This window comes from Allorhizobium sp. Av2, assembly GCF_021462805.2.
GTDB lineage: Bacteria > Pseudomonadota > Alphaproteobacteria > Rhizobiales > Rhizobiaceae > Allorhizobium > Allorhizobium vitis_G.
The window spans coordinates 22,904-47,861 of the sequence record NZ_CP192696.1; the positions used below are offsets into that span (position 1 = coordinate 22,904).

General features: G+C 58.0%; 23 protein-coding genes. 21 read left to right on the forward strand and 2 right to left on the reverse strand.

Going from position 1 to position 24,958, the window contains the following annotated elements:
* The first annotated feature begins 208 nt into the window (after nt 1–208).
* The 19 genes from mutS to trmB all read left to right on the forward strand — a co-directional run bounded on the left by mutS (nt 209) and on the right by trmB (nt 21,825).
* Nucleotides 209–2,860 (forward strand): DNA mismatch repair protein MutS, encoded by a 2,652-nt coding sequence (mutS, locus tag FS819_RS00125; protein WP_234624748.1) that lies wholly within the window; start codon nt 209–211, stop codon nt 2,858–2,860.
* A 182-nt stretch (nt 2,861–3,042) separates the two neighbouring features.
* Nucleotides 3,043–5,868 (forward strand): [protein-PII] uridylyltransferase, encoded by a 2,826-nt coding sequence (locus FS819_RS00130; protein ID WP_156549236.1) that lies wholly within the window; start codon nt 3,043–3,045, stop codon nt 5,866–5,868.
* Nucleotide 5,869: 1 nt separating this feature from the next.
* Nucleotides 5,870–7,468, forward strand: coding sequence for a murein biosynthesis integral membrane protein MurJ (murJ, locus tag FS819_RS00135; protein ID WP_156549238.1), 1,599 nt, complete (start codon nt 5,870–5,872; stop codon nt 7,466–7,468).
* A complete protein-coding gene (locus FS819_RS00140) occupies nt 7,455–7,859 on the forward strand; it encodes a VOC family protein (protein WP_156549240.1) in 405 nt (134 codons plus the stop codon). Before murJ ends, FS819_RS00140 begins: the two co-directional genes overlap by 14 nt.
* A 105-nt stretch (nt 7,860–7,964) precedes the next feature.
* Nucleotides 7,965–9,029 (forward strand): tryptophan--tRNA ligase, encoded by a 1,065-nt coding sequence (trpS, locus tag FS819_RS00145; RefSeq protein ID WP_156549241.1) that lies wholly within the window; start codon nt 7,965–7,967, stop codon nt 9,027–9,029.
* Between the two features lie 89 nt (nt 9,030–9,118).
* Nucleotides 9,119–9,610, forward strand: a complete 492-nt coding sequence (locus tag FS819_RS00150) for a universal stress protein (protein WP_070151452.1) — start codon at nt 9,119–9,121, stop codon at nt 9,608–9,610.
* 163 nt (nt 9,611–9,773) lie between these two features.
* Nucleotides 9,774–10,334: a NifU family protein gene (locus tag FS819_RS00155; protein WP_071202564.1), complete on the forward strand. Its 561-nt coding sequence runs from the start codon at nt 9,774–9,776 to the stop codon at nt 10,332–10,334.
* A gap of 79 nt (nt 10,335–10,413) precedes the next feature.
* Nucleotides 10,414–11,103: a tRNA (adenosine(37)-N6)-threonylcarbamoyltransferase complex dimerization subunit type 1 TsaB gene (gene tsaB / locus FS819_RS00160; RefSeq protein WP_156549243.1), complete on the forward strand. Its 690-nt coding sequence runs from the start codon at nt 10,414–10,416 to the stop codon at nt 11,101–11,103.
* Between the two features lie 172 nt (nt 11,104–11,275).
* Nucleotides 11,276–11,773: a GNAT family N-acetyltransferase gene (locus FS819_RS00165; protein ID WP_070163728.1), complete on the forward strand. Its 498-nt coding sequence runs from the start codon at nt 11,276–11,278 to the stop codon at nt 11,771–11,773.
* Nucleotides 11,774–11,810: 37 nt separating this feature from the next.
* Nucleotides 11,811–12,239 carry a Fur family transcriptional regulator gene (locus tag FS819_RS00170; protein WP_156549245.1) on the forward strand — a complete coding sequence of 143 codons (429 nt, stop codon included), beginning with the start codon at nt 11,811–11,813 and terminating at the stop codon, nt 12,237–12,239.
* 31 nt (nt 12,240–12,270) lie between these two features.
* A complete protein-coding gene (olsA, locus tag FS819_RS00175; protein ID WP_156549426.1) occupies nt 12,271–13,068 on the forward strand; it encodes a lyso-ornithine lipid O-acyltransferase in 798 nt (265 codons plus the stop codon).
* Between the two features lie 104 nt (nt 13,069–13,172).
* A complete protein-coding gene (gene miaB, locus FS819_RS00180; RefSeq protein ID WP_156549247.1) occupies nt 13,173–14,606 on the forward strand; it encodes a tRNA (N6-isopentenyl adenosine(37)-C2)-methylthiotransferase MiaB in 1,434 nt (477 codons plus the stop codon).
* 41 nt (nt 14,607–14,647) lie between these two features.
* On the forward strand, nt 14,648–15,721 hold the full coding sequence (locus FS819_RS00185; RefSeq protein WP_156549249.1) for a PhoH family protein: 1,074 nt from the start codon (nt 14,648–14,650) through the stop codon (nt 15,719–15,721).
* A 36-nt stretch (nt 15,722–15,757) separates the two neighbouring features.
* On the forward strand, nt 15,758–16,261 hold the full coding sequence (gene ybeY / locus FS819_RS00190; RefSeq protein ID WP_156549257.1) for an rRNA maturation RNase YbeY: 504 nt from the start codon (nt 15,758–15,760) through the stop codon (nt 16,259–16,261).
* 12 nt (nt 16,262–16,273) lie between these two features.
* The gene (locus FS819_RS00195) at nt 16,274–17,311 is read left to right on the forward strand and encodes a hemolysin family protein (RefSeq protein WP_156549266.1); all 1,038 of its coding nucleotides are present in this window, start codon (nt 16,274–16,276) and stop codon (nt 17,309–17,311) included.
* A gap of 241 nt (nt 17,312–17,552) precedes the next feature.
* A complete protein-coding gene (gene lnt, locus FS819_RS00200) occupies nt 17,553–19,139 on the forward strand; it encodes an apolipoprotein N-acyltransferase (RefSeq protein ID WP_156549428.1) in 1,587 nt (528 codons plus the stop codon).
* A 146-nt stretch (nt 19,140–19,285) separates the two neighbouring features.
* Nucleotides 19,286–19,708, forward strand: a complete 423-nt coding sequence (locus FS819_RS00205) for a helix-turn-helix domain-containing protein (protein ID WP_012654839.1) — start codon at nt 19,286–19,288, stop codon at nt 19,706–19,708.
* 174 nt (nt 19,709–19,882) lie between these two features.
* Nucleotides 19,883–21,121 (forward strand): methionine adenosyltransferase, encoded by a 1,239-nt coding sequence (metK, locus tag FS819_RS00210; protein WP_156549268.1) that lies wholly within the window; start codon nt 19,883–19,885, stop codon nt 21,119–21,121.
* Nucleotides 21,122–21,126: 5 nt separating this feature from the next.
* The gene (gene trmB / locus FS819_RS00215; protein WP_156549270.1) at nt 21,127–21,825 is read left to right on the forward strand and encodes a tRNA (guanine(46)-N(7))-methyltransferase TrmB; all 699 of its coding nucleotides are present in this window, start codon (nt 21,127–21,129) and stop codon (nt 21,823–21,825) included.
* A gap of 127 nt (nt 21,826–21,952) precedes the next feature.
* Here the strand turns inward: trmB and FS819_RS00220 are convergent, their stop codons facing one another.
* Nucleotides 21,953–22,210, reverse strand: a complete 258-nt coding sequence (locus tag FS819_RS00220; RefSeq protein WP_156549272.1) for a BQ00720 family protein — start codon at nt 22,208–22,210, stop codon at nt 21,953–21,955.
* A 142-nt stretch (nt 22,211–22,352) separates the two neighbouring features.
* Nucleotides 22,353–22,781, reverse strand: coding sequence for an Hsp20 family protein (locus FS819_RS00225; protein ID WP_156549274.1), 429 nt, complete (start codon nt 22,779–22,781; stop codon nt 22,353–22,355).
* Between the two features lie 210 nt (nt 22,782–22,991).
* On the opposite strand from FS819_RS00225, the gene FS819_RS00230 reads away from it, so the two are divergent.
* Nucleotides 22,992–23,936: a nucleoside hydrolase gene (locus tag FS819_RS00230; RefSeq protein WP_156549276.1), complete on the forward strand. Its 945-nt coding sequence runs from the start codon at nt 22,992–22,994 to the stop codon at nt 23,934–23,936.
* 82 nt (nt 23,937–24,018) lie between these two features.
* On the forward strand, nt 24,019–24,741 hold the full coding sequence (locus tag FS819_RS00235; RefSeq protein ID WP_156549278.1) for a pyrimidine 5'-nucleotidase: 723 nt from the start codon (nt 24,019–24,021) through the stop codon (nt 24,739–24,741).
* The last annotated feature ends 217 nt before the right edge of the window (nt 24,742–24,958 follow it).

The window sequence follows — 24,958 nt, forward strand, 5'->3', positions numbered from 1 at the left end:
CAGCTTTTTGTGGGCAGGCGGGTGGCTTGCCGCTGCATCGGTTGTCATTGTGGCTTGAACATCGTTAGATGTCGTCTGGACGCGGTCGTGTCCCGATACCCTCAATTTTGCAAAGCGTGAACCTGTGATCATCGACAAAGCTGCCGAACCGGATGTGCTCAACACCGCCGCCCTGACGTCGCAAGAAAGCCGCGCAACGGCAACCCCGATGATGGAACAGTATATTGAAATCAAGGCGAACAATCCCGGTTCACTGCTGTTTTACCGGATGGGTGATTTCTATGAGCTGTTTTTCGAGGACGCCGTCGAGGCGTCCCGGGCGCTCGGCATCACCCTGACCAAGCGCGGGCAGCATCTGGGTCAAGACATTCCGATGTGCGGTGTCCCTGTACATGCCTCTGACGATTATCTGCAAAAGCTGATCACGCTCGGGTTCCGTGTCGCCGTTTGCGAACAGGTGGAAGACCCGGCTGAGGCAAAGAAGCGCGGCTCCAAATCCGTGGTCAAGCGTGACGTGGTGCGTCTGGTCACGCCCGGCACGCTGACGGAGGAAAAGCTGCTGTCGCCGTCGGAGACCAATTATCTGATGGCGCTGGCACGGGTGCGCGGCAGCGGCGATGAACTGGCGCTGGCCTGGATCGATATTTCCACTGGCGTCTTCCGTCTGGCTGAAACCAATCCCACCCGTCTGCTGGCCGATATTTTCCGCATCGATCCGCGTGAAGTGATCGTCGCCGAAACGTTGATGCAGGACCCGGACCTGAAGCCGGCCTTTGATGTGCTTGGCCGCGTGGTCGTGCCGCAGCCATCGGTGCTGTTCGATAGCGCTTCGGCGGAGGGGCGCATCACGCGCTATTTCAACGTCAAGACGCTCGACGGTTTCGGCGGGTTTTCACGGCCAGAAATGGCTGCGGCTTCGGCGGCGATTGCCTATGTGGAAAAAACCCAGATGTCCGAGCGTCCGCCGCTTGGGTTGCCTGAGCGGCAATCCTCGTCCTCGACGCTGTTTATTGACGCGGCCACCCGCGCCAATCTGGAATTGGTGAAGACCCTTTCCGGCCAGAAACAGGGCTCCCTGCTCAATACCATCGACCGAACCGTAACCGGCGGCGGCGCTCGGCTGATGGCTGAGCGGCTGATGTCGCCTTTGACAGAGGTGGTGGCGATTGCGCAGCGGCAGGATGCGGTCGCCTATCTGTTAACGGATGGTTTCCTGTGTGAGCGGCTGCGCGACCTTTTGAAACGCGCCCCCGATATGCCGCGTGCCTTGTCGCGGCTGGCGCTGGATCGGGGCGGGCCAAGAGATCTGGCGGCGATCCGCTATGGCTTGTCCACATCAGGCGATGTGGCCGGGTTGCTGCGAGGAGCGGTGCTGCCGGATGAGCTTGCCTCGGCGCTCACCGATCTCGAAATGCTATCGCCGTCGCTCGAAAACCTGCTGGCCTCGCAACTGGCGGAAGATCTGCCATTGTTGAAACGCGATGGCGGTTTTTTGAGAGAGGGCGCCGATGAGGGGCTGGACGAGGTGCGGGCGCTGCGCGACCAGTCGCGCCGGGTGATCGCCGGGCTGCAATTGCAATATGCCGAGGAAACCGGCGTCAAATCTCTGAAGATCAAGCATAACAATGTGCTGGGCTATTTCATCGAAGTCACCGCCGGCAATGCCGGGCCGCTGATCGAGGGCGAGGCCAAGGCCCGCTTTATCCATCGCCAGTCGATGGCCAATGCCATGCGCTTTACCACGACCGAACTGGCTGATCTCGAAAGCCGGATTGCCAATGCGGCAGGACAGGCGCTGGAAATAGAGCTTGCGGCGTTTGAGCGAATGCGTCAGGCGGTGGTGGTGGAGGCAGAGGCCATCAAAAAAGCAGCGCGGGCGCTGGCGGTGATCGATGTGGCCGCCGGTCTTGCTGTCCTCGCTGAAGAGCAGGGCTATTGCCGCCCCCTGGTCGATGACAGCAGGATGTTTTCCATTGTTGCCGGGCGTCATCCGGTGGTCGAACAGGCCTTGCGCAAGCAGGCGGCCAGCCCTTTCATTGCCAATAATTGCGATCTTTCACCGGTAGGCGATCAGAAGCACGGCGCGATCTGGATGCTGACCGGTCCGAACATGGGCGGTAAATCCACCTTTCTGCGCCAGAATGCGCTGATCGCCATTCTCGCCCAGATGGGATCGTTCGTGCCCGCCGGGTCGGCGCATATCGGCATTGTCGACCGGCTGTTTTCCCGCGTTGGCGCCTCCGACGATCTGGCGCGGGGCCGCTCGACATTCATGGTCGAGATGGTGGAAACGGCAGCCATTCTCAATCAGGCGGGCGAGCGGTCTCTGGTCATTCTCGATGAGATCGGGCGTGGTACGGCGACATTCGACGGCCTGTCGATTGCCTGGGCGACCGTCGAACATCTGCATGAGGTCAATCGCTGCCGATCGCTGTTTGCCACGCATTTTCACGAGCTGACGGCACTGTCTGAAAAGCTTGTGCGGCTGTCGAACGTCACCATGAAAGTCAAGGAATGGCATGGCGACGTGATTTTCCTGCATGAGGTTGGGGCCGGTGCCGCCGACCGTTCCTACGGCATCCAGGTGGCGCGATTGGCCGGGCTGCCGGGCATGGTGGTGGAGCGCGCCCGCGCCGTGCTGTCGCAGCTCGAAGATGCTGACCGAAAAAATCCGGCCAGCCAGTTGATTGACGACCTGCCGCTGTTCCAGGTCAGTCAGAGGCGGGAAAGCCGGACAGGGGCAGGGATGCAGGTTTCGGCGGTGGAAGAGGCATTGCGTGGCCTCAATTTGGATGATTTGACGCCAAGGCAGGCGCTGGATGCGCTTTACGACCTGAAAACCGCTCTGGCAAAATCCTGATCGGCCAAATCCTGATCCAGGCTCGTATTGCTTTTTGGTTCTGGGCTTTCGATTCTGGCTCCGTCAAGGGATTTTAGGAATTATCGGCTATCCTGTTGCCCGCAGCGCCTTAAAAACGCTAAACCCGTTACAGACAAAAGCCGCCATATTCCGAGCGGCAGGGAACAGATAACTGGACGATTATGGCAAAGCACGATCCATCAGACGCAACGCTCCCCGATTTCAAGGCATTGGAGGCGGAATGCATGGCCATCGTGCTCCAGAATGGCAAGGTGCCGGAAACGCGGGCCGCCATTCTCCCCTTGCTGAAAAAGGCAAGCATTGATGGCCGGGAGGCGGCCCTGCGCCATCTGACCGCCAATGGCAGCGGGTTGGAATGTGCCGGGATGATTTCCAATCTCCAGGACAATCTGATCGCGCTGGTGCATCGCATGGTCACCCAGTCGGTTTATCCGACCACCCAGCATGAATTTGCGGTGGCTGCGGTCGGCGGGTATGGCCGCAGCACCCTGGCTCCGGGGTCCGACATTGATCTCCTGTTCCTGCTGTCGGTGAAGGCCGGGGCGGATGCCCGCAAGGCGGTGGAATTCCTGCTCTATATTCTCTGGGATCTGGGTTTCAAGGTCGGCCATGCCACCCGTCTGGTCGAGGAATGCATCCGGCTGTCGCGCACCGACATGACCATCAGGACCGCCATTCTTGAAACTCGTTTCATCTGCGGGGAAGCGTTGCTGGTTGGCGAATTGCAGAAACGGTTCGATGCGGAGGTGGTTGAAAAGACCGCGCCTGAATTCATTGCCGCCAAGCTGGCCGAACGCGACGAACGCCATCGTAAGGCGGGCGATACCCGGTATCTGGTCGAGCCGAATGTGAAGGAAGGCAAGGGCGGATTGCGTGATCTGCACACGCTGTTCTGGATCGCCAAATATTATTACCGGATTTCCGACCCCGCCGATCTGGTCAAACTGGGTGTTCTGTCGCGCCAGGAATGGCGGATGTTTCAGAAATCCGACGATTTCCTCTGGGCGGTGCGCTGCCATATGCATTTTGCCACCGGCAAGCCGGAAGAGCGGCTGTCCTTCGATCTCCAGCCGGAAATCGCCCGCAATCTCGGCTATAATGCCCGTCCAGGCCTTTCGGAGGTCGAACGTTTCATGAAGCATTATTTCCATGTTGCCAAAAATGTCGGCGACCTGACCCGGATCGTCTGTGCCAGCCTGGAGGACAAGCAGGCGAAGGCTGCTCCAGGTCTGACCGCAGCCATCGGGCGTTTTGCCCATCGGCCCCGGCGCATTCCCGGCACGCCTGAATTCATCGAGGACAGGGGCCGGATTGCTCTATCCGGTCCGGATATTTTCAAGCGTGATCCGATCAACGTCATGCGCTTTTTCCATGTCGCCGACCTGCATGGGCTGGAATTCCATCCTGATGCGCTCAAGGCGATTACCCGCTGCCTGCCGCTGATCGATCATGATTTCCGCGAAAACGAGGAGGCCAACCGGCTGTTCCTCTCCATCTTGACCTCCAAACGCGACCCGGCGCTGATGCTGACCCGGATGAACGAAGCGGGTGTGCTGGGCAAGTTTATCCCGGATTTCGGGCGAATTGTTTCGATGATGCAGTTCAACATGTATCATCATTATACCGTTGACGAGCATTTGATCCGATCGGTCGGCGTCCTGGCCGAGGTCGATCAGGGACAGCATGCCGAGATCCATCCATTGGTGGTCAAGCTGATGCCGAATATAGAGGAACGCACTGTGCTGTTCGTCGCGGTGCTGCTGCATGACATCGCCAAGGGCCGTCAGGAGGACCACTCGATTGCCGGTGCCAAGGTTGCCCGGCGTCTTTGCCCCCGTCTTGGCCTGAATGAGAAGCAGACCAAGCTGGTCGTCTGGCTGATCGATCAGCATCTGCTGATGTCGATGGTTGCCCAGACCCGCGATCTGCACGACCGCAAGACCATTACCGATTTCGCCGAGAAGGTGCAGTCGCTTGACAGGCTGCGCATGCTGCTGGTGCTGACGGTCTGCGATATCCGCGCCGTCGGCCCGGGCGTGTGGAACGGTTGGAAAGGCCAATTGCTGCGCACGCTTTATTATGAAACCGAATTACTGCTATCAGGCGGGTTTTCCGAAAGCCCGCGCAAGGAGCGCGCCAAACAGGCCGCCGAGCAATTGGCAGAGGCCCTGTCGGACTGGAGCCAGAAGGACCAGAAAACCTATAGCAAGCTGCATTATCAGCCCTATCTGCTGACGGTGCCGTTGGAAGATCAGGTGCGTCATGCCCATTTCATCCGCCAGGCCGACAAGGCCGATCAGGCGTTGGCCACCATGGTCCGCACCCATTCCTTCCACGCGATCACCGAGATTACGGTGCTTGCCCCCGACCATCCGCGCCTGTTGTCGATCATCGCCGGTGCCTGTGCGGCGGCGGGGGCCAATATTGCCGATGCGCAGATTTTCACCACCTCGGATGGCCGGGCGCTCGATACCATTCTCATCAACAGGGAGTTTCCCATTGACGAGGACGAGATGCGGCGGGCCAATACGATCAGCAAGATGATTGAAGACGTGTTGGCGGGCAAGAAGCGCCTGCCGGAAGTGATTGCCACCCGCACCAAGGGCCGTAAACGCAACAAAACCTTCACCGTCAAGCCGCATGTGACGATTTCCAACAGCCTCTCCAATAAGTTTACGGTGATTGAGATCGAATGTCTCGACCGTATCGGTCTGCTGGCCGAGGTCACGGCGGTCCTGGCCGATCTGTCGCTCGATATTCACTCAGCCCGTATCACCACCTTTGGCGAAAAGGTCATCGATACGTTTTACGTTATCGATCTGGTTGGCCAGAAGATCACCAATGAAAATCGGCAGGGGTCCATTTCGGTCCGGCTGAAAGCGGTGATGAGCGAGCAGCCCGACGAATTGCGCGAGCAGATGCCATCGGGCATGATCGCGCCCGCCGCGACAAAATCCCCGGCTGCTGAAAAGAAAGCCCGCGTCTGATATGTCCCTCGTCAAGAAGTTCATGACCGTTGGCGGCGCCACGCTTGGCAGCCGATTGTTCGGTTTTGCCCGCGAAACCCTGATGGCGGCGGCGCTGGGCACCGGGCCGATGGCCGATGTCTTCTATGCCGCTTTCCGCTTTCCCAACCTGTTTCGCCGGTTGTTTGCCGAAGGCGCCTTCAACGCCGCTTTCGTGCCGCTGTTTTCCAAGGAGATCGAGGCTAACGGACTGGATGGCGCCAAGCGGTTTTCCGAGGAGGTCTTCGGCGTTCTCTTTACCGTGCTGTTGCTGATCACCATCGCCATGGAGCTCTCCATGCCGCTCCTGGTGCGGTTTGTCATCGCTCCGGGTTTTGCCGATGACGCGGAAAAATTTTCGCTGACCGTGCGTCTCGCCGTGGTGATGTTTCCCTATCTGATGTGCATGTCGCTGACGGCGATGCTGAGCGGCATGCTCAATTCGCTGCATCACTTTTTCGCCGCCGCCGTCGCGCCGATTTTTCTCAATCTGGTGATGATCAGTGCGCTGTTTTATGCACTCTACCATGGTGTCGAGCCTGTCGTAACGGCCTGGTATCTCTCCTGGTCGGTGCTGGTGGCCGGGATTTTACAATTGCTGGTGGTCTATATCGGCGTGCGCCATGCGGGGATCAGGCTCGGCTTCAAATGGCCGAAAATCACTCCGAATGTGAAACGGTTGCTGGTGCTGGCCGTCCCTGCGGCGGTGACCGGGGGTATTACCCAGATCAATCAGCTGATCGGCCAGGCGATTGCCTCCTCCAAGGATGGGGCGATTGCCGCCCTGCAATATGCCGACCGTATCTATCAATTGCCCTTGGGCGTGGTGGGCGTTGCCGTTGGCGTGGTGCTCTTACCGGAGCTGGCGCGGGCGCTGAAATCTGATCATCAGCGCGAAGCCTCGACCATCCAGAACAGGTCGATCGAATTCGTGCTGTTTCTCACTCTGCCTGCGGCAGTCGGGCTTTGGGTCCTGTCTGATGATATCATCCGGGTTCTCTATGAGCGCGGCGCGTTTAACGCGCATAATACCGCCATCGTCGGGGCAATTCTTGCCTATTACGGCTTGGGCTTGCCCGGTTTCGTGATGATCAAGGCATTGCAGCCCGGTTTTTACGCCCGCGAGGATACGAAAACCCCGATGCGCTTCACCGGCATTTCGGTCGTGGTCAATTCGGCGCTGGCCATTTCGCTGTTTCCGCTGTTGCAGGAGCGGGGCATCGCCATTGCGGAAGCGACGGCGGGCGCCATCAACACGGTTCTGTTGTTCACCATGCTGGTCCGGCGCGGACATTTGCAGGTGGAATGGGCGCTGGTGTCCCGGGCGCTGCGGCTTTTGCTGGCGGCGCTTGCCATGGGCGCGGCGCTGATGGCGCTGTCGGGCTTTTTCGCACCCTATATAGGCACTGGTTCGCCCTTCCTGCACAAGGTGCTGGTGCTGTTCATCCAGATCGGTCTGGCGATGCTGATCTATTTCTCGCTGGCCTTCCTGATTGGGGGCGCGGATCTCGGCATGCTCAGGCGCAATCTGAAGCGCAAGAGGCGGGCGACGCCAAGCGAGGCCGCCGATGACGCAGAATAGGCCGGTAAAACGCATCGCCACCGTAACGCTTGTTGTGGATGACTATGACCGGGCGCTGGCTTTTTATTGCGGCAAGCTGGGCTTTGCCTGCAAAGCAGATATCGACCTGGGCGATGGCAAGCGTTGGGTGGTGGTTTCTTCCGCTGAAGGCGGTGCCGGGCTGCTTCTGGCGCAGGCGGATGGAGAAAAACAGCTGGCGGCAATCGGCAACCAAACTGGCGGCCGGGTTGCCTTCTTTCTGGAAACAGATGACTTTGCCCGCGATCATGCGGCGTTTATCGCTGATGGCGTCGCCTTTCAGGAAGAGCCGCGTTACGAGCCTTACGGCACGGTTGCCGTGTTCGAAGATCTCTACGGCAATCTCTGGGACCTGATCGAGCCAAAATTATAATCGCGCCTCAGCCGTTCCCCGCTTGATCGGGAACGCCTGCCTGTGCATAAGCGCTGTAAATCCACACGAGGTATCAGGCCCTCCACAAGCCTGCTGAGGTCAATCATGAGCGAATTCAAGCCGCTGGTTTTTTCCGGTGTTCAGCCCACGGGCAATCTCCATCTTGGCAATTACCTCGGCGCGATCCGCAAATTCGTCGCGCTCCAGGAGAATAACGACTGCATGTATTGCGTCGTCGATCTGCATGCGCTGACGGCGCAACTGGTGCATGAGGACATGCGCGGCCAGATCCGGTCGATCACGGCGGCTTTTCTCGCGGCGGGTATCGACCCCGTCAAGCATATCGTTTTCAACCAGAGCCAGGTGCCGCAGCATGCCGAACTGGCGTGGATCTTCAACTGTGTCGCCCGCATCGGCTGGATGAACCGGATGACCCAGTTCAAGGACAAGGCGGGCAAGGACCGTGAGCAGGCCTCGCTTGGGCTGTTTGCCTATCCGAGCCTGATGGCTGCTGACATCCTTGTCTACCGCGCCACCCATGTGCCTGTGGGCGATGACCAGAAGCAGCATCTGGAACTGACCCGCGATATCGCCATGAAGTTCAATCTGGATTTTGCCCAGCAGATCCGCCCGACCGGACTTGGCATCGATATCACCGTCGGCAATGAGCCGGTGCATGCCTATTTCCCGATGGTCGAACCGTTGATCGACGGTCCGGCCCCCAGGGTGATGAGCCTGAAGGACGGCACCAAGAAAATGTCGAAATCCGATCCTTCGGATCTGTCGCGCATCAACCTGATGGACGATGCCGAGGCGATTGCCAAGAAGATCCGCAAGGCCAAGACCGATCCGGATGCCCTGCCAAGCGAAACGGATGGACTGGCCGGACGGCCGGAGGCCGATAATCTGGTTGGTATTTATGCAGCCCTTGCCGACAAGACCAAAGCCGAGGTGCTGGCGGAATTCGGCGGGCAGCAGTTCTCAGTATTCAAGCCTGCTCTTATCGAACTTGCTGTCGAGGTTCTGTCGCCGATCACTGGTGAAATGCGCCGTTTGATGGGTGACCCTGCTCATATTGACGCCGTGTTGCGCGATGGTGGTGAGCGGGCGCGGGTCCGTGCCGAAAAAACCATGACGGAAATCCGCGACATTATCGGTTTCGTGCGCTAAGCTTTGATGATGATGCGTGGCAGGTGTCACGCGTCATCAGGTAACGGTTATCGGGGCCGGTCGATCCGGCCCGACGAACAGGGCAGGCCATGGTATCGAAACGTCTATCGCGTCTTGACGGGCACCGACGGAAATTTCTGACGGTCATCGACGATACGCCGGAATGCTCCCGCGCCGTCCATTATGCAGGCAGGCGCGCCAAGAATTCCAATGGCGGGCTGGTTCTGCTCTATGTGATTCCAGAGGGCGATTTCCAGCAATGGCTGGGTGTCGAGGAAATCATGCGGGCCGAGGCGCGGGAAGCCGCCGAAGCGGTGATGGCAAAATCCGCCCAGACGGTGCGTGAAACCATTGGGCTTGAACCGGAAATCGTCATCCGCGAAGGCAGCGCCGCCGAGCAGATCCAGGCGGTGATTGAAGAAGATCGCGATATCGCCATCCTCGTTCTGGCCGCAGGCTCGGCCAAGGACGGGCCTGGCCCGCTGGTCTCGATGATCGCCGGGCGGGCACAGGCCTTTCCCATTCCCGTGACCGTGCTGCCGGATACGCTGAGCAATGAAGAAATCGACGCGCTTTGCTGAAAAGTGAGGCTGGACATGCCTTCAAGGTAAGACTGCCTCGGCATCTTCGAGCCGTGGTATAAGATGTTTATTTGCAGCCAGTGCTTGAAGCAGGACCTGCGAAGGTTTATTTTTGAAGCATTCTAAATCGGACCCGGCTTGACCGGTTCGCAAGGAGTTTGTGATGTTCATTCAGACGGAATCCACCCCCAATCCGGCGACTTTGAAATTCCTGCCGGGCAAGGTGGTGATGGAAAGCGGCACGGCTGAATTCCGCGACCGGGAAGCGGCCATGGCCTCGCCACTGGCTGAAAAGCTGTTTGCCATACCCGGCGTCACCTCCGTGTTCTTTGGCTATGACTTCGTGACTGTCACCAAGGATACCGCCGAATGGCCGCATCTGAAGCCCGCCATCCTTGGGTCGATCATGGAGCATTTCATGAGCGGCGCGCCGATCATGGGTAGCGCCGTTGCTGGAGACGAGGCGTCGGACGAAGAGTTCTTCAACGAGGGTGACGAGACCATCGTTGCCACCATCAAGGAACTGCTGGAAACCCGGGTGCGTCCGGCCGTCGCCCAGGATGGCGGCGATATCACTTTCCGTGGTTTCCGCGATGGCAAGGTATTCCTCAACATGAAGGGTTCCTGTGCAGGTTGCCCATCCTCCACCGCGACGCTGAAGCATGGCGTCCAGAACCTGCTGCGCCATTTCATTCCCGAAGTGCAGGAAGTCGAAGCCGTTTGATGCGGTTTGGGTGCGGCGTCCCTCAGGTTGCCGCGCTTTCGATAAATGTGAAACGTCACGCAATGAAAAGCGAGCAGGCATGATCCTTTTGGCAATCGACACCGCCGGCGTTGATTGCGCCGTTGGCCTGTATGACAGCGATCTCGACCGGATGCTGGCGGCCAGAAGCGAGACGATTGGCCGTGGCCATGCCGAAAAGCTGATGGGCATGATCGATGCGGTTCTGGACGAGGCATCAACAGCGCTCACCAGTGTCGAGCGGGTTGCGGTTACCATTGGTCCCGGTTCCTTTACCGGCATACGTGTCGGCCTTTCGGCGGCGCGTGGCCTTGCCCTGGCGCTGGGTGTCGATATCGTCGGCATAACAACCCTTGCCGTTCTGGCGGCGGCAGAACGCAGGCGGGGTGGCGCGGTTGCGGTACTTGCTGCCATGGATGCCAAGCGCGATGAGGTCTATGTCCAGGGTTTCAGCCCTGATGCACTGGCGCTGGATGATGCTCGATTGCTGTCGGTGGAGGAATTTCGGGCGATGGCGGCTGAGTTTGCCAGGCATCGCGCAGGACGCGTCACTGGTTCGGCATGCCGACTGCTGGAGAAAGACGCGGCAGGGGAGGGTGAAGAGGCCGCAACAGTAGAAGCCGATCACTTTCCGATGCAGGATATTGTCAGGCTTGGAGCGGTTGCGCAGGCCTCGGGCAAGCCTAAGCCGCTTTACTTGCGGGGCCCGGATGTCAAGCCGCAGGCAGGTTTTGCCGTGGCGCGGGCCTGATCCTGTTTTAGGCCATTATGGGCTGATGGCTTTGTAGACGATAAACGCAATAAAGTTAAATCTGCTGCGTATTTTCACCATAAATCCCAGGTGATTTTAGGAATTATCGGGTAATCTGTGCCGTGAGCATGTCGGAATAAACATATTTTATCCTGACTCTGGGGAGGGTCTTATGCTTGAAACAATTTTTGCCCGTAAAGCCGAGTTTGAAATCGTCGCCATGGAGCTGGACGATTGCCATGACGTGTCGGAATTGCATGGCCAGCGGTTTTCGCAGCCATGGAATGATGGCGCATTCGAAAGCCTGCTGTTGCAGCCCAATGTCTTCGGTTTCGTGATTCGCCAGACCAATACGCTGATGTTCAAGCCGCAGTTGAGCGGCTTCGTGCTGGCCCGCGAAGCGGCGGGTGAGGCGGAAATTCTGACGATTGCCGTGCATGAAAAGGGCGCACGAAACGGCCTTGGCTGGCGGCTGATGCAGGGCGCAATGCGCGAAGCAAGAGTGCGTGGCGGCGAAATCATGTTCCTCGAAGTGGATGACGGCAATCACCCCGCCATCAATCTGTACCGCAAGCTTGGCTTTGAAAAAGCTGGCGAAAGGCCAGCTTATTACGCCGATGCCAACGGTCGTCGCAGTGCGGCGCTTGTCATGCGGCGCGATCTTCGCTAACTCGTGACTATCGAAATTCACGAGCAACCGGACCATCATGACGGAGACGCCGAAAACGCTGGAAGAGCTCTGCGCGGAGCGTGGCATGCGCATGACCGAACAGCGGCGGATCATCGCGCGCATTCTTGAAGGCTGCGACGACCATCCCGATGTCGAGGAGCTGTACCGCCGCTCTTCAGTGATAGACGCCAAAATTTCGATCTCGACCGTCTATCGCACCGTCAAGCTGTTTGAGGATGCCGGGATCATCGCCCGCCACGATTTTCGCGATGGGCGCTCCCGTTACGAAACGATGCCGGAAGAACACCACGATCATCTGATCGATTTGAAGACGGGCGTGGTCATCGAGTTCCGCTCACCTGAGATCGAGGCGCTCCAGGAGCGAATCGCGCGAGAACATGGCTTTCGGCTGGTGGATCACCGGCTGGAACTCTATGGCGTGCCATTGGCGAAGGACGAGCCGTGAGCAGGGCAAGCTTTGGCTGTTCGTGGCAGCCATGATCATCACCATCCGAACTGTCTTCATGCTGGCGCTGCTTGTCGCCGTCACGCTGATTATGCTGCCGCTGCAATTGCTTGGCCTGGCGTTCGATCTGAAAATACGACGGCTGTTGCCGCGCTACTGGCATAGGATTGCCTGTCTGGTTCTCGGTATCCGCGTGCGGGTGCATGGCCTGCCGGAACGGCAAAGGCCGTTGATGCTGGCCGTCAATCACTGTTCCTGGACGGATATTCTGGTGCTGAGTTCCATTGCCGATGTGGTGTTCATCGCCAAGATGGAAGTGGCGGAATGGCCGATTTTCGGGACGCTGGCCAAGCTGCAAAAAAGCATTTTCATTCGCCGCGAGGAAAAGCGTTCTTCAGGCGAACAGGTCAACGATATTGCTGCCCGCATGGCGGATGGTGAAATCGTTGTGCTGTTTCCCGAAGGCACGACGTCGGACGGCAATCGGCTGCTGCCGGTCAAATCCTCGCTGTTTGGCGCTGCTTCCATGGCAGTGCCGCTTGCTCCTGAGGGCGTGGTCTATGTGCAGCCGGTTGCCATTGCCTATACGGGAATCCATGGCATGCCGATGGGCCGCTTCCATCGGCCATTGGTGAGTTGGCCAGGCGATGTCACGCTTGGACCGCATCTGGCCGGTCTGCTCAAGGTGGCGGCGGTGGATGTCGATGTCTGTTTCGGTGTGCCGGTTGCCTATACCAAGGACAGCAATCGCAAACGGGTGAGCGCTATGGTGGAAGCGGAGATCCGCCGCATGCTGCTGTCAAAGCTGCTGGGTCGGACGATCGAATAGCAGACGACAGAAAACAGACTGTCTATCCCTTTTCGTTTCGCCGCTTTTCATTGGGATGATGCGGCACTCTTTGCTAATGCCGATCATTGGTATAAAAGCGCGCCATGACCCAGGAAATTTCAAGCCTTTCAGCATCGGTAGAGCCGGTGTCCGCCATGGTTGAACACACGTCTGCCCAGCAAAATCCTGCGCCGCAGAAGAAGGTGTTTATCAAGACCTATGGCTGTCAGATGAATGTCTATGACAGTAGCCGCATGGCCGATGCGCTGGTGGCTGAAGGCTATCAATCGACCGAGGATATGGAAGAAGCCAACCTCGTGCTGCTCAATACCTGTCATATCCGCGAAAAGGCCGCCGACAAGGTTTATTCGGCGCTTGGGCGGTTGCGTGAAATGAAAAAGATCCGCGCCGCTAGAGGCGAGGAATTCATGATCGGCGTGGCCGGTTGCGTCGCCCAGGCCGAGGGCGAGGAAATCGTCCGCCGCGAACCGGGCGTCGATGTGGTTGTCGGTCCGCAGACCTATCACCGCCTGCCGCAGGCCTTGAGGCGGGCGCGGGGTGGGGAGCGGGTGGTTGATACCGACTATGCCGTGGAAGACAAGTTCGAGCATCTGCCTGACCCGACCAAGATCGTCGGCAAGCGCCGGATGATCACGGCTTTTTTGACCGTGCAGGAAGGCTGCGACAAGTTCTGCACCTTCTGCGTGGTACCTTATACCCGTGGGTCCGAGGTTTCCCGCCCGCTTGCTCAATTGCTGGGTGAAGCCCAGAGGCTGGTGGAAAGCGGTGTGCGCGAAATCACTCTGCTTGGCCAGAACGTCAATGCCTGGCATGGCAAGGGACCGGATGGGCGCGAGATGGGCCTTGGCGATCTTCTTTACAAGCTTGCCGAAATTCCGGGTCTTGCCCGGTTGCGCTACACGACCAGCCATCCGCGTGATATGGACGAGCGGTTGATCGAGGCGCATCGCGATCTGCGGATGTTGATGCCCTATCTGCATCTGCCGGTACAGTCGGGTTCCGACCGGATACTGAAAGCGATGAACCGTCGGCATAAAGCTGCCGATTACATTGCCCTCGTCGATCGTATCCGGGAGGCGCGTCCCGACATCGCCATATCAGGCGATTTCATCGTCGGTTTCCCCGGCGAAACGGATGCTGATTTCGAAGACACACTGAAATTGGTCGAGCGGATCGGCTATGCACAGGCCTTTTCGTTCAAATATTCGCCACGTCCAGGCACGCCCGGCGCCGACATGCCCGACCATGTGGCCGAGGACGTGAAGACCGAACGGCTCGCCCGGTTGCAGGAACTGTTGTTAAAACAACAGCATGACTTTGCCCGCTCGCTGGTGGGCCAGACCATGGACCTGCTTTTGGAAAAGCCGGGCCGGATGCCGGGGCAGATTATCGGCCGGTCCCCGTGGTTGCAGTCTGTGAATGTTGATGCAAAACCTTCGCAAATAGGCGACATTATTCAGGTACGAATCACGGATATCGGCCCAAACAGCTTGTTTGCCGAGGTGGCAGAGAGTTAGAGTGGGGGCCGGGACTGAATTCCGATAGGGAGCCTGATCGCTTGAACGCACCAGAAGTGGTAACCTCACCCTCGCGCAACACCAAAACCGCCGCGACCGACGCCAATCACTTCATCTTGACGTTCGAGAACAACCGGCATGCCAGCGAGCTTTTCGGCCAGTTCGAACAAAACCTGAAGTTGCTGGAGCAGCGGCTGAATATCAAAGCCAGCGCGCGCGGCAATTCCGTCTCCATCTCCGGCGATATCATGGCCACCAATCAGGCGCGCCGGGCGCTGGACTTCCTCTATGCCAGGCTGCAAAGCGGCGGCAGCGTCGAGGCCTCCGACGTGGAAGGCGCGATCCGCATGGCGGTGGCTGCCGATGACCAGCTGACCTTGCCGACGATGGAGCGCAAGGCCAAACTCAGCATGGCGCAGATTTCCACCCGCAAGAAGACCATTGTTGCCCGCACGCCGACCCAGGATGCCTATATGCGGGCGCTGGAACGGTCCGAGCTGGTGTTCGGCACCGGTCCGGCTGGCACCGGCAAGACCTATCTGGCCGTGGCGCAGGCTGCGCAATTGCTGGAACGCGGTGCCGTTGACAAGATCATCCTGTCGCGCCCGGCGGTCGAGGCGGGCGAGCGGCTGGGCTTTCTGCCCGGCGATATGAAAGAAAAGGTCGATCCTTACCTGCGGCCGCTCTACGACGCGCTCTATGACATGATGCTGGGCGACAAGGTGGAGCGGGCGATTACCGCGGGCGTAATCGAAATTGCCCCGCTCGCCTTCATGCGCGGACGCACGCTGGCCAATGCGGCCATCATCCTTGACGAAGCGCAGAACACTACATCCATGCAGATGAAGATGTTTTTGACGCGGCTTGGCGAAAATTCGCGGATGATCATTACCGGCGACCCAAGCCAGGTGGACCTGCCGCGCGGCGTCAAATCCGGCTTGGTTGAAGCCTTGGATATTCTGGCGGGCGTGGAAGGTGTCTCCTTCGTGCGCTTCAAGGATATCGATGTCGTGCGTCACCCGCTTGTCGGGCGGATCGTCAGGGCCTATGATGCCCAATATGCGCAGCCTGAGCCTCAGTATACGCAGCCTGTCGAAGGCGAGAAGCCGGAATAACCTGTTGCTGTATCCTTGGTTGAGTGCGTGTCATTGATGAAGAAACTTGACGTTCAGATTGCTATCGAGACCGATGGCTGGCCGGATGAGGCGGAACTTGAGGCGTTGAGCACACGAATTTTGGACCATGCGGCGGATTTCATTGCTGCTGAAGGCCAGCCTTTTGCACCGATGCCGGCGGAGGTCTCTCTGGTCTTTACCGGCGACGCCGAGATCCAGGCGATCAACAGCGAATGGCGTGGACAGGACAAGCCGACCAATGTCCTGTCTTTTCCGGCCTATCCGATAGAGCCCGGCGATAAGCCGGGACCGATGCTGGGCGATATCGTCATTGCCCGCCAGACCGTGGAGCGGGAAGCGGCGGAGCTGGAGAAAACGATGACGGACCATCTGACGCATTTGATGGTCCATGGATTCCTCCACCTTTTCGGTTATGATCACATGACCGAGGATGAGGCGGAGGAGATGGAGGGACTGGAGACTCGCATTTTGGCCGGTCTTGGCTTATCTGATCCTTATGCGGGTCAAGTCCCGGTTTGATAGAACGGTAAAATGAGCGATTTTTCGACACGATCGGCCAGTGAGGCCACGAAGGAGCAGGACAGCTCCTCCTCTGAAGAGGGGTCTAGTCCGCAGCGAAGTTCCGCGGCCCACAAGCCGCAATCATCTTTCTGGGCGCGTGCCGCCCGGATACTGAAACCCACCAGCGCCAGCCTGCGTGAGGATATCGCCGACGCGCTGATGTCCGACAGGGCCGCTGAAGAGGCCTTTTCCGCTGAAGAGCGGGCGATGCTGCATAATATCCTGCGCTTCCGCGAAGTGCGCGTCGAAGATGTCATGGTGCCGCGCTCCGATATCCATGCTGTCGATGTCGAGACCAGCATCGGCGAATTGATGACCCTGTTCCAGCAAACCGGCCATTCGCGCATGCCGGTCTATTGCGACACGCTGGACGATCCGCGCGGCATGGTGCATATCCGCGATCTTCTCTCCTATATCACCCTGAAGGCACTGAACGGCAACGGCCTCGATCTCGCCTGCGTCGATCTCGGCGTGACGCTGGAAGACGCCGGTATCATCCGCTCCATCCTGTTCGTGCCACCGTCCATGCAAGCCTCTGACCTTCTGGCTCGCATGCAGGCTGCCCGCACCCAGATGGCGCTGGTGATCGACGAATATGGCGGCACCGATGGCCTGGTGTCGCATGAAGATATCGTCGAAATGGTGGTTGGCGATATCGAAGACGAGCATGACAAGGAAGAGGCGCTGGTCACCCGCGTCTCCCAGGATGTCTATCTGGCCGATGCCCGCATCGAATTGGAGGAAATCGCCGAGGTGATCGGTCCTGATTTCGATATCAGTGCGGAAATCGACGAAGTCGATACCCTGGGCGGATTGCTCTCCACCGCGATTGGCCGGGTGCCGCAGCGCGGTGAAGTGGTGCAGGCGGTGGCGGGCTTCGAGCTGCATATCCTTGATGCCGATCCGCGACGGGTCAAAAAGGTCCGCATCACCCGCATGGCGCCGATTGCCAAGCGCTTGCAGGAAGGCGCCGATTTACAGACGGTCGGATCGGGTCACGACAAGTAGCGGACCACTACAGCGCCGTGCGCCAAATATGGCGCACAAAGGTTCGCTGTAGCGCTTTATATCTGCTGCATAATTTCCTCCTGAAATCGAGTCCGATTTAAGGAGAAAATTATGCAGCAGCCGATCACATATGGTTTGAGGCAGGGCGGTAGTTTTCAACAAGAACTGCCGCCCTTTCGATTCACGCAGGCAGGGCTGTGGTAGGGCCGTGCATGATGCAGCAGAGGTCTTGGGGGCGAAGATGGAACGGTTGGCGGCTAGAATCATGCTTCTGGCGGGATGGCGGCGTGCCCTTCTTGCCATCGCCTCAGGTGCGGTCGGGGCCTTGGCGCTGCCGCCGGTTGGCTTCTTTGCGGCGCTGTTTTTGTCCTTCACCTTGCTCGTCTGGCTGCTTGATGGTGTGAGTGGCAATCCCGATCGAAGCTGGTCGCGGGGACTGCGGTCCGCCTTCTGGATCGGCTGGCTGTTCGGCTTCGGCTATTTTGTTGCCGGGCTCTGGTGGCTGGGCAATGCATTGATGGTGGAGGCTGATGAATTTGCCTGGGCGCTGCCGCTGGCCGTGCTTGGTCTGCCAGCGGTGTTAGCGGTGTTTTATGGCCTGGCTTGCCTTGCCGCCCGCCTGCTTTGGTCCGAAGGCCTTGGCCGGATTGCCGCGCTGGCAGCGATGTTCGGTATAACCGAATGGCTGCGCAGCTTCATTGCGACGGGCTTTCCCTGGAATGCCATCGGCTATGGCGCCATGCCCATCCCCCTGATGATGCAATCGGCTGCGGTGCTGGGTCTTTTCGGGGTTTCTGCCCTTGCCGTTTTCGTTTTCGCCGCCCCCGCTCTTCTAGGCACGCGCCGTGGAGCAAAACTCGGCTTGGCGCTGGCGGGATTATTGATCTGCGGCCATCTCGGCTATGGCGCCTACAGGCTGTCACTGCCGGAGCCGGAAGGGCGCAAGCTGACAATCCGTCTGGTGCAGCCGAATATAGACCAGGCAGCGAAGATGGATGATACCGACCGCGTTGCGATTTTCGAGAAACATCTTCGCCTGACAGCGGTGCCAACGCCACCCGATCAGCCGCGCCCGGATGTGATCGTCTGGCCTGAAACCACCATTCCCTTCATCCTCACCGAAAATCCTGATGCCTTGCGCCAAATTGCCGGGACGTTGCAGGAGGGCCAAGTGCTGATCACCGGCACAGTGCGCTCTGAAGACCAGGGCGCCGGAATTGCCCCGCGCTACTATAATTCGATCTATGCAATCGATAGTCAGGGGCAGATCCTTGCGGCCGCCGACAAGGTCCATCTTGTGCCATTTGGGGAATATGTCCCATGGCAGGACATCTTGTCGAAGCTCGGCATTACCAACATTATCGACCTGCCGGGAGGCTTTTCTCCAGGTGCATCTCGCTCTCTGCTCACCCTTCCGGGAGGGGTGAAGCTCTATCCGCTGATCTGTTACGAGGTCATTTTTCCAGACGAAATGGTTAAGGGATTGTCCGGGGCCAATGCCATTATCAATGTCACCAACGATGCCTGGTTTGGCGATACGCCAGGTCCGTTCCAGCATTTTCAACAGGCAAGATTACGCGCCGTCGAGACCGGACTGCCCGTTATTCGTGCCGCCAATAATGGCATTTCTGCCTTAATTGACGGGCGAGGGCGGGTGTTTTCGGGTTTGCGATTGAACGCTGAAGGCGTAGAAAATGCAACCTTTACGCTATCATTCGCGCCTGAATCCAATGTAAATCATAGTAAATACAACTTTTGGGCGGTAACTGCTTTGTTATTATCTACGGCTGTAATTTCTCGTTTAGGTTTAATTTCGAGAGTGAATTGACGAAAAACCCCTAAAAATGCATAGTGCTGTAACTTGGTGGTGCTTGTAATCCAGCGCTTGAAGCGCTGGCGTGTACAACGTAACGTTATATGAAGTTGCAAGCGCTACGGGTTCAGATCAATTTTAACTTTCTTCAGGATCGTCACATGCTCGAAAACAAAAAGAAGCCAAACCCAATCGACATTCATGTCGGTAGCCGGATTCGCCTTCGTCGCACCATGCTTGGAATGAGCCAGGAAAAGCTGGGCGAGAGCCTCGGCATTACATTTCAACAAATTCAGAAGTACGAAAAAGGCACAAATCGTGTCGGCGCCAGCCGCTTGCAGAATATTTCAAGCATTCTGAACGTCCCCGTCTCGTTCTTTTTCGAGGATGCGCCAGGTGAACAGGTTGTAGCAGGTGCAAATGGCTTTTCCGAGGCGGCCAGCTCCAACTATGTCGTGGACTTTCTCTCGTCTTCCGAGGGCTTGCAGCTGAACCGCGCCTTCGTGAAGATCAACGATCCGAAAGTGCGCCGTAAAGTCGTCGATCTGGTCAAGGCGCTTGCCGCCGACGCAGACGCGGAATAACCGGGACCCTTCAGGGCTCGAAAAAAAAGCGGCGATTAGGCCGCTTTTTTTATGTCTTGGTCACCTTTACGAAAGGCTTGCTGACATAAAGATATATTTATGTCGTTGTGTCCTTGTTTTTAAGGCGTCGAGCCTTTATCACAGGGGTATCTGGTTCATTGAGGGGAATCCCGCATGCGCTCAAACTATCTGTTTACGAGTGAGTCCGTTTCGGAAGGTCATCCGGACAAGGTCTGCGACCGAATTTCAGACGAAATCGTCGATCTGGTCTATCGAGAAGCGGCACGGACCGGGGTTGATCCCTGGACAGTCCGCATCGCCTGCGAGACGCTGGCGACCACCAATCGTGTTGTCATCGCTGGTGAGGTTCGCCTACCGCCAAGCCTGATGAAGACCGACAAGAACGGCAATGAGGTGATCAACCCTGCCAAGTTCAAGGCTGCGGCGCGCAAGGCGATCCGCGACATCGGCTATGAACAGGACGGCTTCCACTGGAAGACCGCCAAGATTGACGTTCTCCTGCATTCCCAGTCGGCCCATATCGCTCAAGGCGTCGACAAGGCTGCCGACCACGAAGGCGGCGAAGGCGCAGGCGACCAGGGCATTATGTTCGGCTATGCCTGTGGCGAAACGCCGGACCTGATGCCAGCTCCGATCTATTACTCCCACAAGATCCTCCAGCTTCTCTCGGCAGCCCGTAAAAAGGGCGAGGGCGACGTGGGCAAGCTTGGCCCCGATGCCAAAAGCCAGGTCACTGTCCGCTATGTCGATGGCAAGCCTTCGGATGTTGCATCCATCGTGCTTTCCACGCAGCATCTCGACGAAAGCTGGGATTCTGCCAAGGTTCGCTCGGTCGTTGAACCCTATATTCTTGAAGCGTTTGGCGAGCTGAAGGTTGCCGATGACTGCAAGTGGTATATCAACCCAACCGGCAAGTTTGTGATCGGCGGTCCCGATGGCGATGCTGGCCTGACCGGTCGCAAGATCATTGTCGATACCTATGGTGGCGCGGCTCCCCATGGCGGTGGCGCTTTCTCCGGCAAGGATACCACCAAGGTTGACCGTTCCGCCGCCTATGCAGCCCGCTATTTGGCCAAGAACGTCGTTGCCGCGGGCTTAGCCGATCGCTGCACCATCCAGATCGCCTATGCGATCGGCATTGCTCAGCCTCTGTCGATCTATGTCGATCTACATGGTACCGGCAAACACACCGAGGACCAGATCGAGGCGGCAATTCGCAGCGTGATGGATCTGTCGCCGACCGGTATTCGCCGTCATCTTGATCTGAACAAGCCAATTTACGCCAAGACCTCTGCCTATGGGCATTTTGGCCGCAAAGCTGGCCGTGATGGCTCCTTCGCATGGGAGAAGCTTGATCTGGTCAAGCCGCTCAAGGATGCCTTGAAGGGCTGAGTATAATGACCGCAGACCGCCGCAGCCGGGCGACCGAAGCCTTTTTCGGTCGCCGCAAGGGAAAGCCGCTCCGCGACCAGCAGGTCGAGCGGATGACCCATCTCCTGCCCGAACGCAAGTTGGACCTGGGGTCGGTGGCGCCTGGTGACTTGAAGACACTCTTTCCTGTGCCGGTGCAGCGCATCCGCCTGGAAATCGGCTTCGGTGGGGGTGAACATCTGGCCCATCGTGCCAGACAGGATGCCACGACCGGCTTCATTGGCGTCGAGCCCTTCGTCAATTCCATGGCCAAGCTGCTTGCCGTGATTGAGGATGAGGGCCTGCCCAATATCCGCGTCTATGACGACGATGCCACGCAATTGCTGGACTGGCTTCCCGCGGCATCGATCGACCAGATCGATCTTCTCTACGCCGATCCCTGGCCGAAGCGCAAACATTGGAAGCGCCGTTTCGTCTCGCAGGTCAACCTGGAGCGGTTTCACCGGGTGTTGAAACCAGGAGCAAATTTCTGCTTCGCCTCCGATATCGATACCTATGTCAATTGGACGCTGTTGCATTGCCGCAACCATGGCGGTTTCGATTGGCTGGCCGAAAGCTCCGCCGATTGGCTGAAGCCCTACGAGGGCTGGCCCGGCACGCGCTATGAGGCCAAAGCCCGGCGCGAAGGCCGCTCATCGGCCTATTTGACCTTCCGCAGGACATAATACAAGGCCTTGAAGAGACTCTAGGCTTCCCCGAAGGTCGCTCTCATTTTTAGCCAAAACACGAATCAAAACACCCTGCGCAATGCATGGCGCAGGGTGTTTTCAGTCAATGATTATCGATGAAAGCTCAGTGCAGGCTGACGGTTTTCAACTCGTCTTCTGCGGCCTTGAAGAAGGTGGAGGAACGATTGTCGGTCAGCAGGATTGGTGTGCCGTCAGCGGCAAACAGCGCCCAGAGATCTGTGCGCGGATCGATTTCCGGGGCATCTGGAAAACAGCGGGACACTTCATCATAACGGATCTTACGGATATAGCCCACTTCACCGGAGCCAAGATGCGCAAGCTCGTTTTTCGAGAGGTTGGGGGTGGCTTCTTTAATCAACATTCCGGTTCTCCGTCATTGAGGGAGCGGCGGCACAACAGCCTTCACCAGGACGCGCGAAATCTGCTGTAACACCTTATATCTTTTGCATAATTTTTCCTGAAACCGACCTGGTCCAAGGGGCTTGTGCAAAAGCGCCATGATCCTAGTCTGAGGCGGAAATATTAATTTTCCTTACCATTTGCTGCGTATCAGGACGAATTAGTTCGACCACCAGTAGGCCGTTTCGCATCCGTGCGCGCGAAACGTCCATTCCGTCCGTTAACAGGAAACTGCGCTGAAAGTTCCGTGCCGCTATGCCGCGAAATAAATAATCGGCATCCGGCCGCTCGGTCTGGCTGCCTCGGATGATCAGCTGGTTTCCCTCGACCAGAACCTCCAGCTCGCTCTCGGAAAAGCCTGCCACGGCAAGGGTAATCCTAAGCCTGTCACCTTCATGGTCGCTCGTGCGGCGAACAAGCTCGATATTATAGGGCGGATAGCCGTCATTGGTCCGGGCCAACTGGCTCAACACGGCATCGGTAATGTCGAAACCCAGCAGCAGGGGTGTGGTGATGGATTTTGTCCGTCGCATTCTGTCCTCGTCTGGCCCCCGCCGGACGACACGTCGGTCCTTGCGGGCCAGTCGTTGCGGGATTGTGTTTCCGGTGGTTGGCATGTCTATACTTTGGTTAAGATATGGGAGTCTCGAGGGCGGTAAACAAGCGTTTGACCGGCACGATAGATCTTGACAATAGCCCGGCTGCCCGTCCATCAAACCCTATCAATCCAAGGATAGGCCCGCATGGAAAAGCCCAGAAAAATCATCATCGATACCGATCCCGGTCAGGACGATGCCGCAGCCATCATGCTGGCGCTTGCCAGTCCCGATCAGTTGGACGTCCTCGGCCTGACGGTGGTTGCAGGAAATGTTCCCCTGTCGATGACCAGCCGCAATGCCCGTATCGTCTGCGAACTGTCGGGCCGATCAGACCTGCCGGTCTATGAAGGTGCGTTAAAGCCTCTGGAGCGGCCCCAGGTGACGGCGGAACATGTGCATGGCAAGACCGGGCTGGACGGGGCCGAGGTCGATGAGCCGGTCATGCCGGTTCAAGACCAGCATGCGGTCGATTTTATCATCGACACCATACGCCGCGAGCCAGCGGGCACCATTACCCTCTGCACGCTCGGACCGCAGACCAATATTGCCCTGGCCCTGCAAAAGGCCCCGGATATTGCACCGCGTATTCGTGAACTGGTGATGATGGGTGGTGGCTTTTTCGAGGGTGGCAATATTACCCCTGCGGCGGAGTTCAATGTCTATGTCGATCCGCAGGCATCCAAGATAGTGTTTGATTCGGGCGTCCCGATCGTGATGATGCCGCTGGACGTCACCCACCAGCTTTTGACCACCAAGGCCCGGGTTGCCCGCATTGGCGCCATTGGTACACGGGTGGCCAAGGTCATGGTTGACTGGCTGGAGTTTTTCGAGCGTTTCGATATCGAGAAATACGGTTCGGATGGTGGACCGCTGCATGATCCCAGCGTGATTGCCTATCTTCTCCAGCCGGAGCTGTTTTCCGGGCGTGATTGCAATGTGGAGATCGAAACCGCATCAGACCTGACGGTCGGCATGACGGTGGTTGACTGGTGGCGCGTGACCGGTCGCACGCCCAATGCCAAGGTAATGCGCGATGTCGATGCTGACGGGTTCTTTGCCTTGCTGACGGAACGGTTGGCGCGGCTTTAAACCTGGTGCAAATTCTCCTTATCCTTCTTGGTGTCTTGGTCCGGCCATTTTCTTTTGGCCGGGCCTGTGGCACATCTGAGAGATGAGCACACCGAAAACGTCACCAGAGCCTGCCGATTTTACCCATATCCGTGATTGGGTCTTCGACCTCGACAACACGCTTTATCCGCATCACATCAATCTGTTCGCCCAGATCGATCGCAACATGACCGCCTATGTCGCGGATCTGTTGCAGATGGAGCCGGATGACGCGCGCATCCTGCAAAAGCGCTACTATCATGAGCATGGTACGACATTGGCAGGCCTGATGGCCCATCACGGCGTCGACCCAAATGATTTCCTGGAAAAGGCCCATGCCATCGATTATTCCGCCCTGTTGCCAGATACGGCTCTGGGCGAGGCGATCAAGGCCCTGCCGGGACGGAAGTTTATTTTCACCAATGGCACGGTGGAACATGCCGAGGCGGCGGCGAGGGCGCTCGGCATTCTCGATCATTTCGACGACATTTTCGATATCGTTGCTGCGGCCTATCTGCCGAAACCGGCCAGCCAGACCTATGACACATTCACCCGGCTGAAGCAGATTGATACCGGACAGGCAGCGATGTTCGAAGATCTGCCGCGCAATCTTGTCGTGCCGAAGGCGCTGGGCATGAAAACCGTGCTGCTCGTGCCGCGCAATCTGGAAGCCGTGATGCTGGAAAGCTGGGAGCGGATGGATAGTGACGAAGGCCATGCGCATGTCGATTACGCCACCGACGATCTGGCGGGCTTCCTTTGCTCTCTTTTGGCAGGTTCAAAGTGAGCGAGACAGGCCTTAGAGCATCGGACTATTGCTCTAGATAGTTATTAACTACGACATTACAAAAAAGTAACCAGCATTACAGAACCTTAAGTGGCCGCCGCAGGGGTGAGTGCCTATCCTCTCGATATTGCAGATCACAGCCTGTCTCAGGCCTACGGTGTTCTGCAACGGTTATACGGCTGCATCGTTCGATCACAGAACCGATTTCCGGTCTTGA

Bases quoted from the DNA above. Each gene is read 5' to 3' on its own strand.
- olsA (WP_156549426.1), top strand. From the start codon at position 12,271: ATGATCATCACCATCCGAACTGTCTTCATGCTGGCGCTGCTTGTCGCC.
- FS819_RS00130 (WP_156549236.1), top strand. From the start codon at position 3,043: ATGGCAAAGCACGATCCATCAGACGCAACGCTCCCCGATTTCAAGGCA.
- miaB (WP_156549247.1), top strand. From the start codon at position 13,173: ATGACCCAGGAAATTTCAAGCCTTTCAGCATCGGTAGAGCCGGTGTCC.
- FS819_RS00165 (WP_070163728.1), top strand. From the start codon at position 11,276: ATGCTTGAAACAATTTTTGCCCGTAAAGCCGAGTTTGAAATCGTCGCC.
- FS819_RS00235 (WP_156549278.1), top strand. From the start codon at position 24,019: ATGAGCACACCGAAAACGTCACCAGAGCCTGCCGATTTTACCCATATC.
- FS819_RS00225 (WP_156549274.1), bottom strand. From the start codon at position 22,781: ATGCGACGGACAAAATCCATCACCACACCCCTGCTGCTGGGTTTCGAC.
- FS819_RS00195 (WP_156549266.1), top strand. From the start codon at position 16,274: ATGAGCGATTTTTCGACACGATCGGCCAGTGAGGCCACGAAGGAGCAG.
- FS819_RS00140 (WP_156549240.1), top strand. From the start codon at position 7,455: ATGACGCAGAATAGGCCGGTAAAACGCATCGCCACCGTAACGCTTGTT.
- mutS (WP_234624748.1), top strand. From the start codon at position 209: ATGATGGAACAGTATATTGAAATCAAGGCGAACAATCCCGGTTCACTG.
- FS819_RS00230 (WP_156549276.1), top strand. From the start codon at position 22,992: ATGGAAAAGCCCAGAAAAATCATCATCGATACCGATCCCGGTCAGGAC.
- trpS (WP_156549241.1), top strand. From the start codon at position 7,965: ATGAGCGAATTCAAGCCGCTGGTTTTTTCCGGTGTTCAGCCCACGGGC.
- trmB (WP_156549270.1), top strand. From the start codon at position 21,127: ATGACCGCAGACCGCCGCAGCCGGGCGACCGAAGCCTTTTTCGGTCGC.
- murJ (WP_156549238.1), top strand. From the start codon at position 5,870: ATGTCCCTCGTCAAGAAGTTCATGACCGTTGGCGGCGCCACGCTTGGC.
- FS819_RS00170 (WP_156549245.1), top strand. From the start codon at position 11,811: ATGACGGAGACGCCGAAAACGCTGGAAGAGCTCTGCGCGGAGCGTGGC.
- metK (WP_156549268.1), top strand. From the start codon at position 19,883: ATGCGCTCAAACTATCTGTTTACGAGTGAGTCCGTTTCGGAAGGTCAT.
- lnt (WP_156549428.1), top strand. From the start codon at position 17,553: ATGGAACGGTTGGCGGCTAGAATCATGCTTCTGGCGGGATGGCGGCGT.
- FS819_RS00205 (WP_012654839.1), top strand. From the start codon at position 19,286: ATGCTCGAAAACAAAAAGAAGCCAAACCCAATCGACATTCATGTCGGT.
- FS819_RS00220 (WP_156549272.1), bottom strand. From the start codon at position 22,210: ATGTTGATTAAAGAAGCCACCCCCAACCTCTCGAAAAACGAGCTTGCG.
- tsaB (WP_156549243.1), top strand. From the start codon at position 10,414: ATGATCCTTTTGGCAATCGACACCGCCGGCGTTGATTGCGCCGTTGGC.
- FS819_RS00150 (WP_070151452.1), top strand. From the start codon at position 9,119: ATGGTATCGAAACGTCTATCGCGTCTTGACGGGCACCGACGGAAATTT.
- FS819_RS00155 (WP_071202564.1), top strand. From the start codon at position 9,774: ATGTTCATTCAGACGGAATCCACCCCCAATCCGGCGACTTTGAAATTC.
- ybeY (WP_156549257.1), top strand. From the start codon at position 15,758: ATGAAGAAACTTGACGTTCAGATTGCTATCGAGACCGATGGCTGGCCG.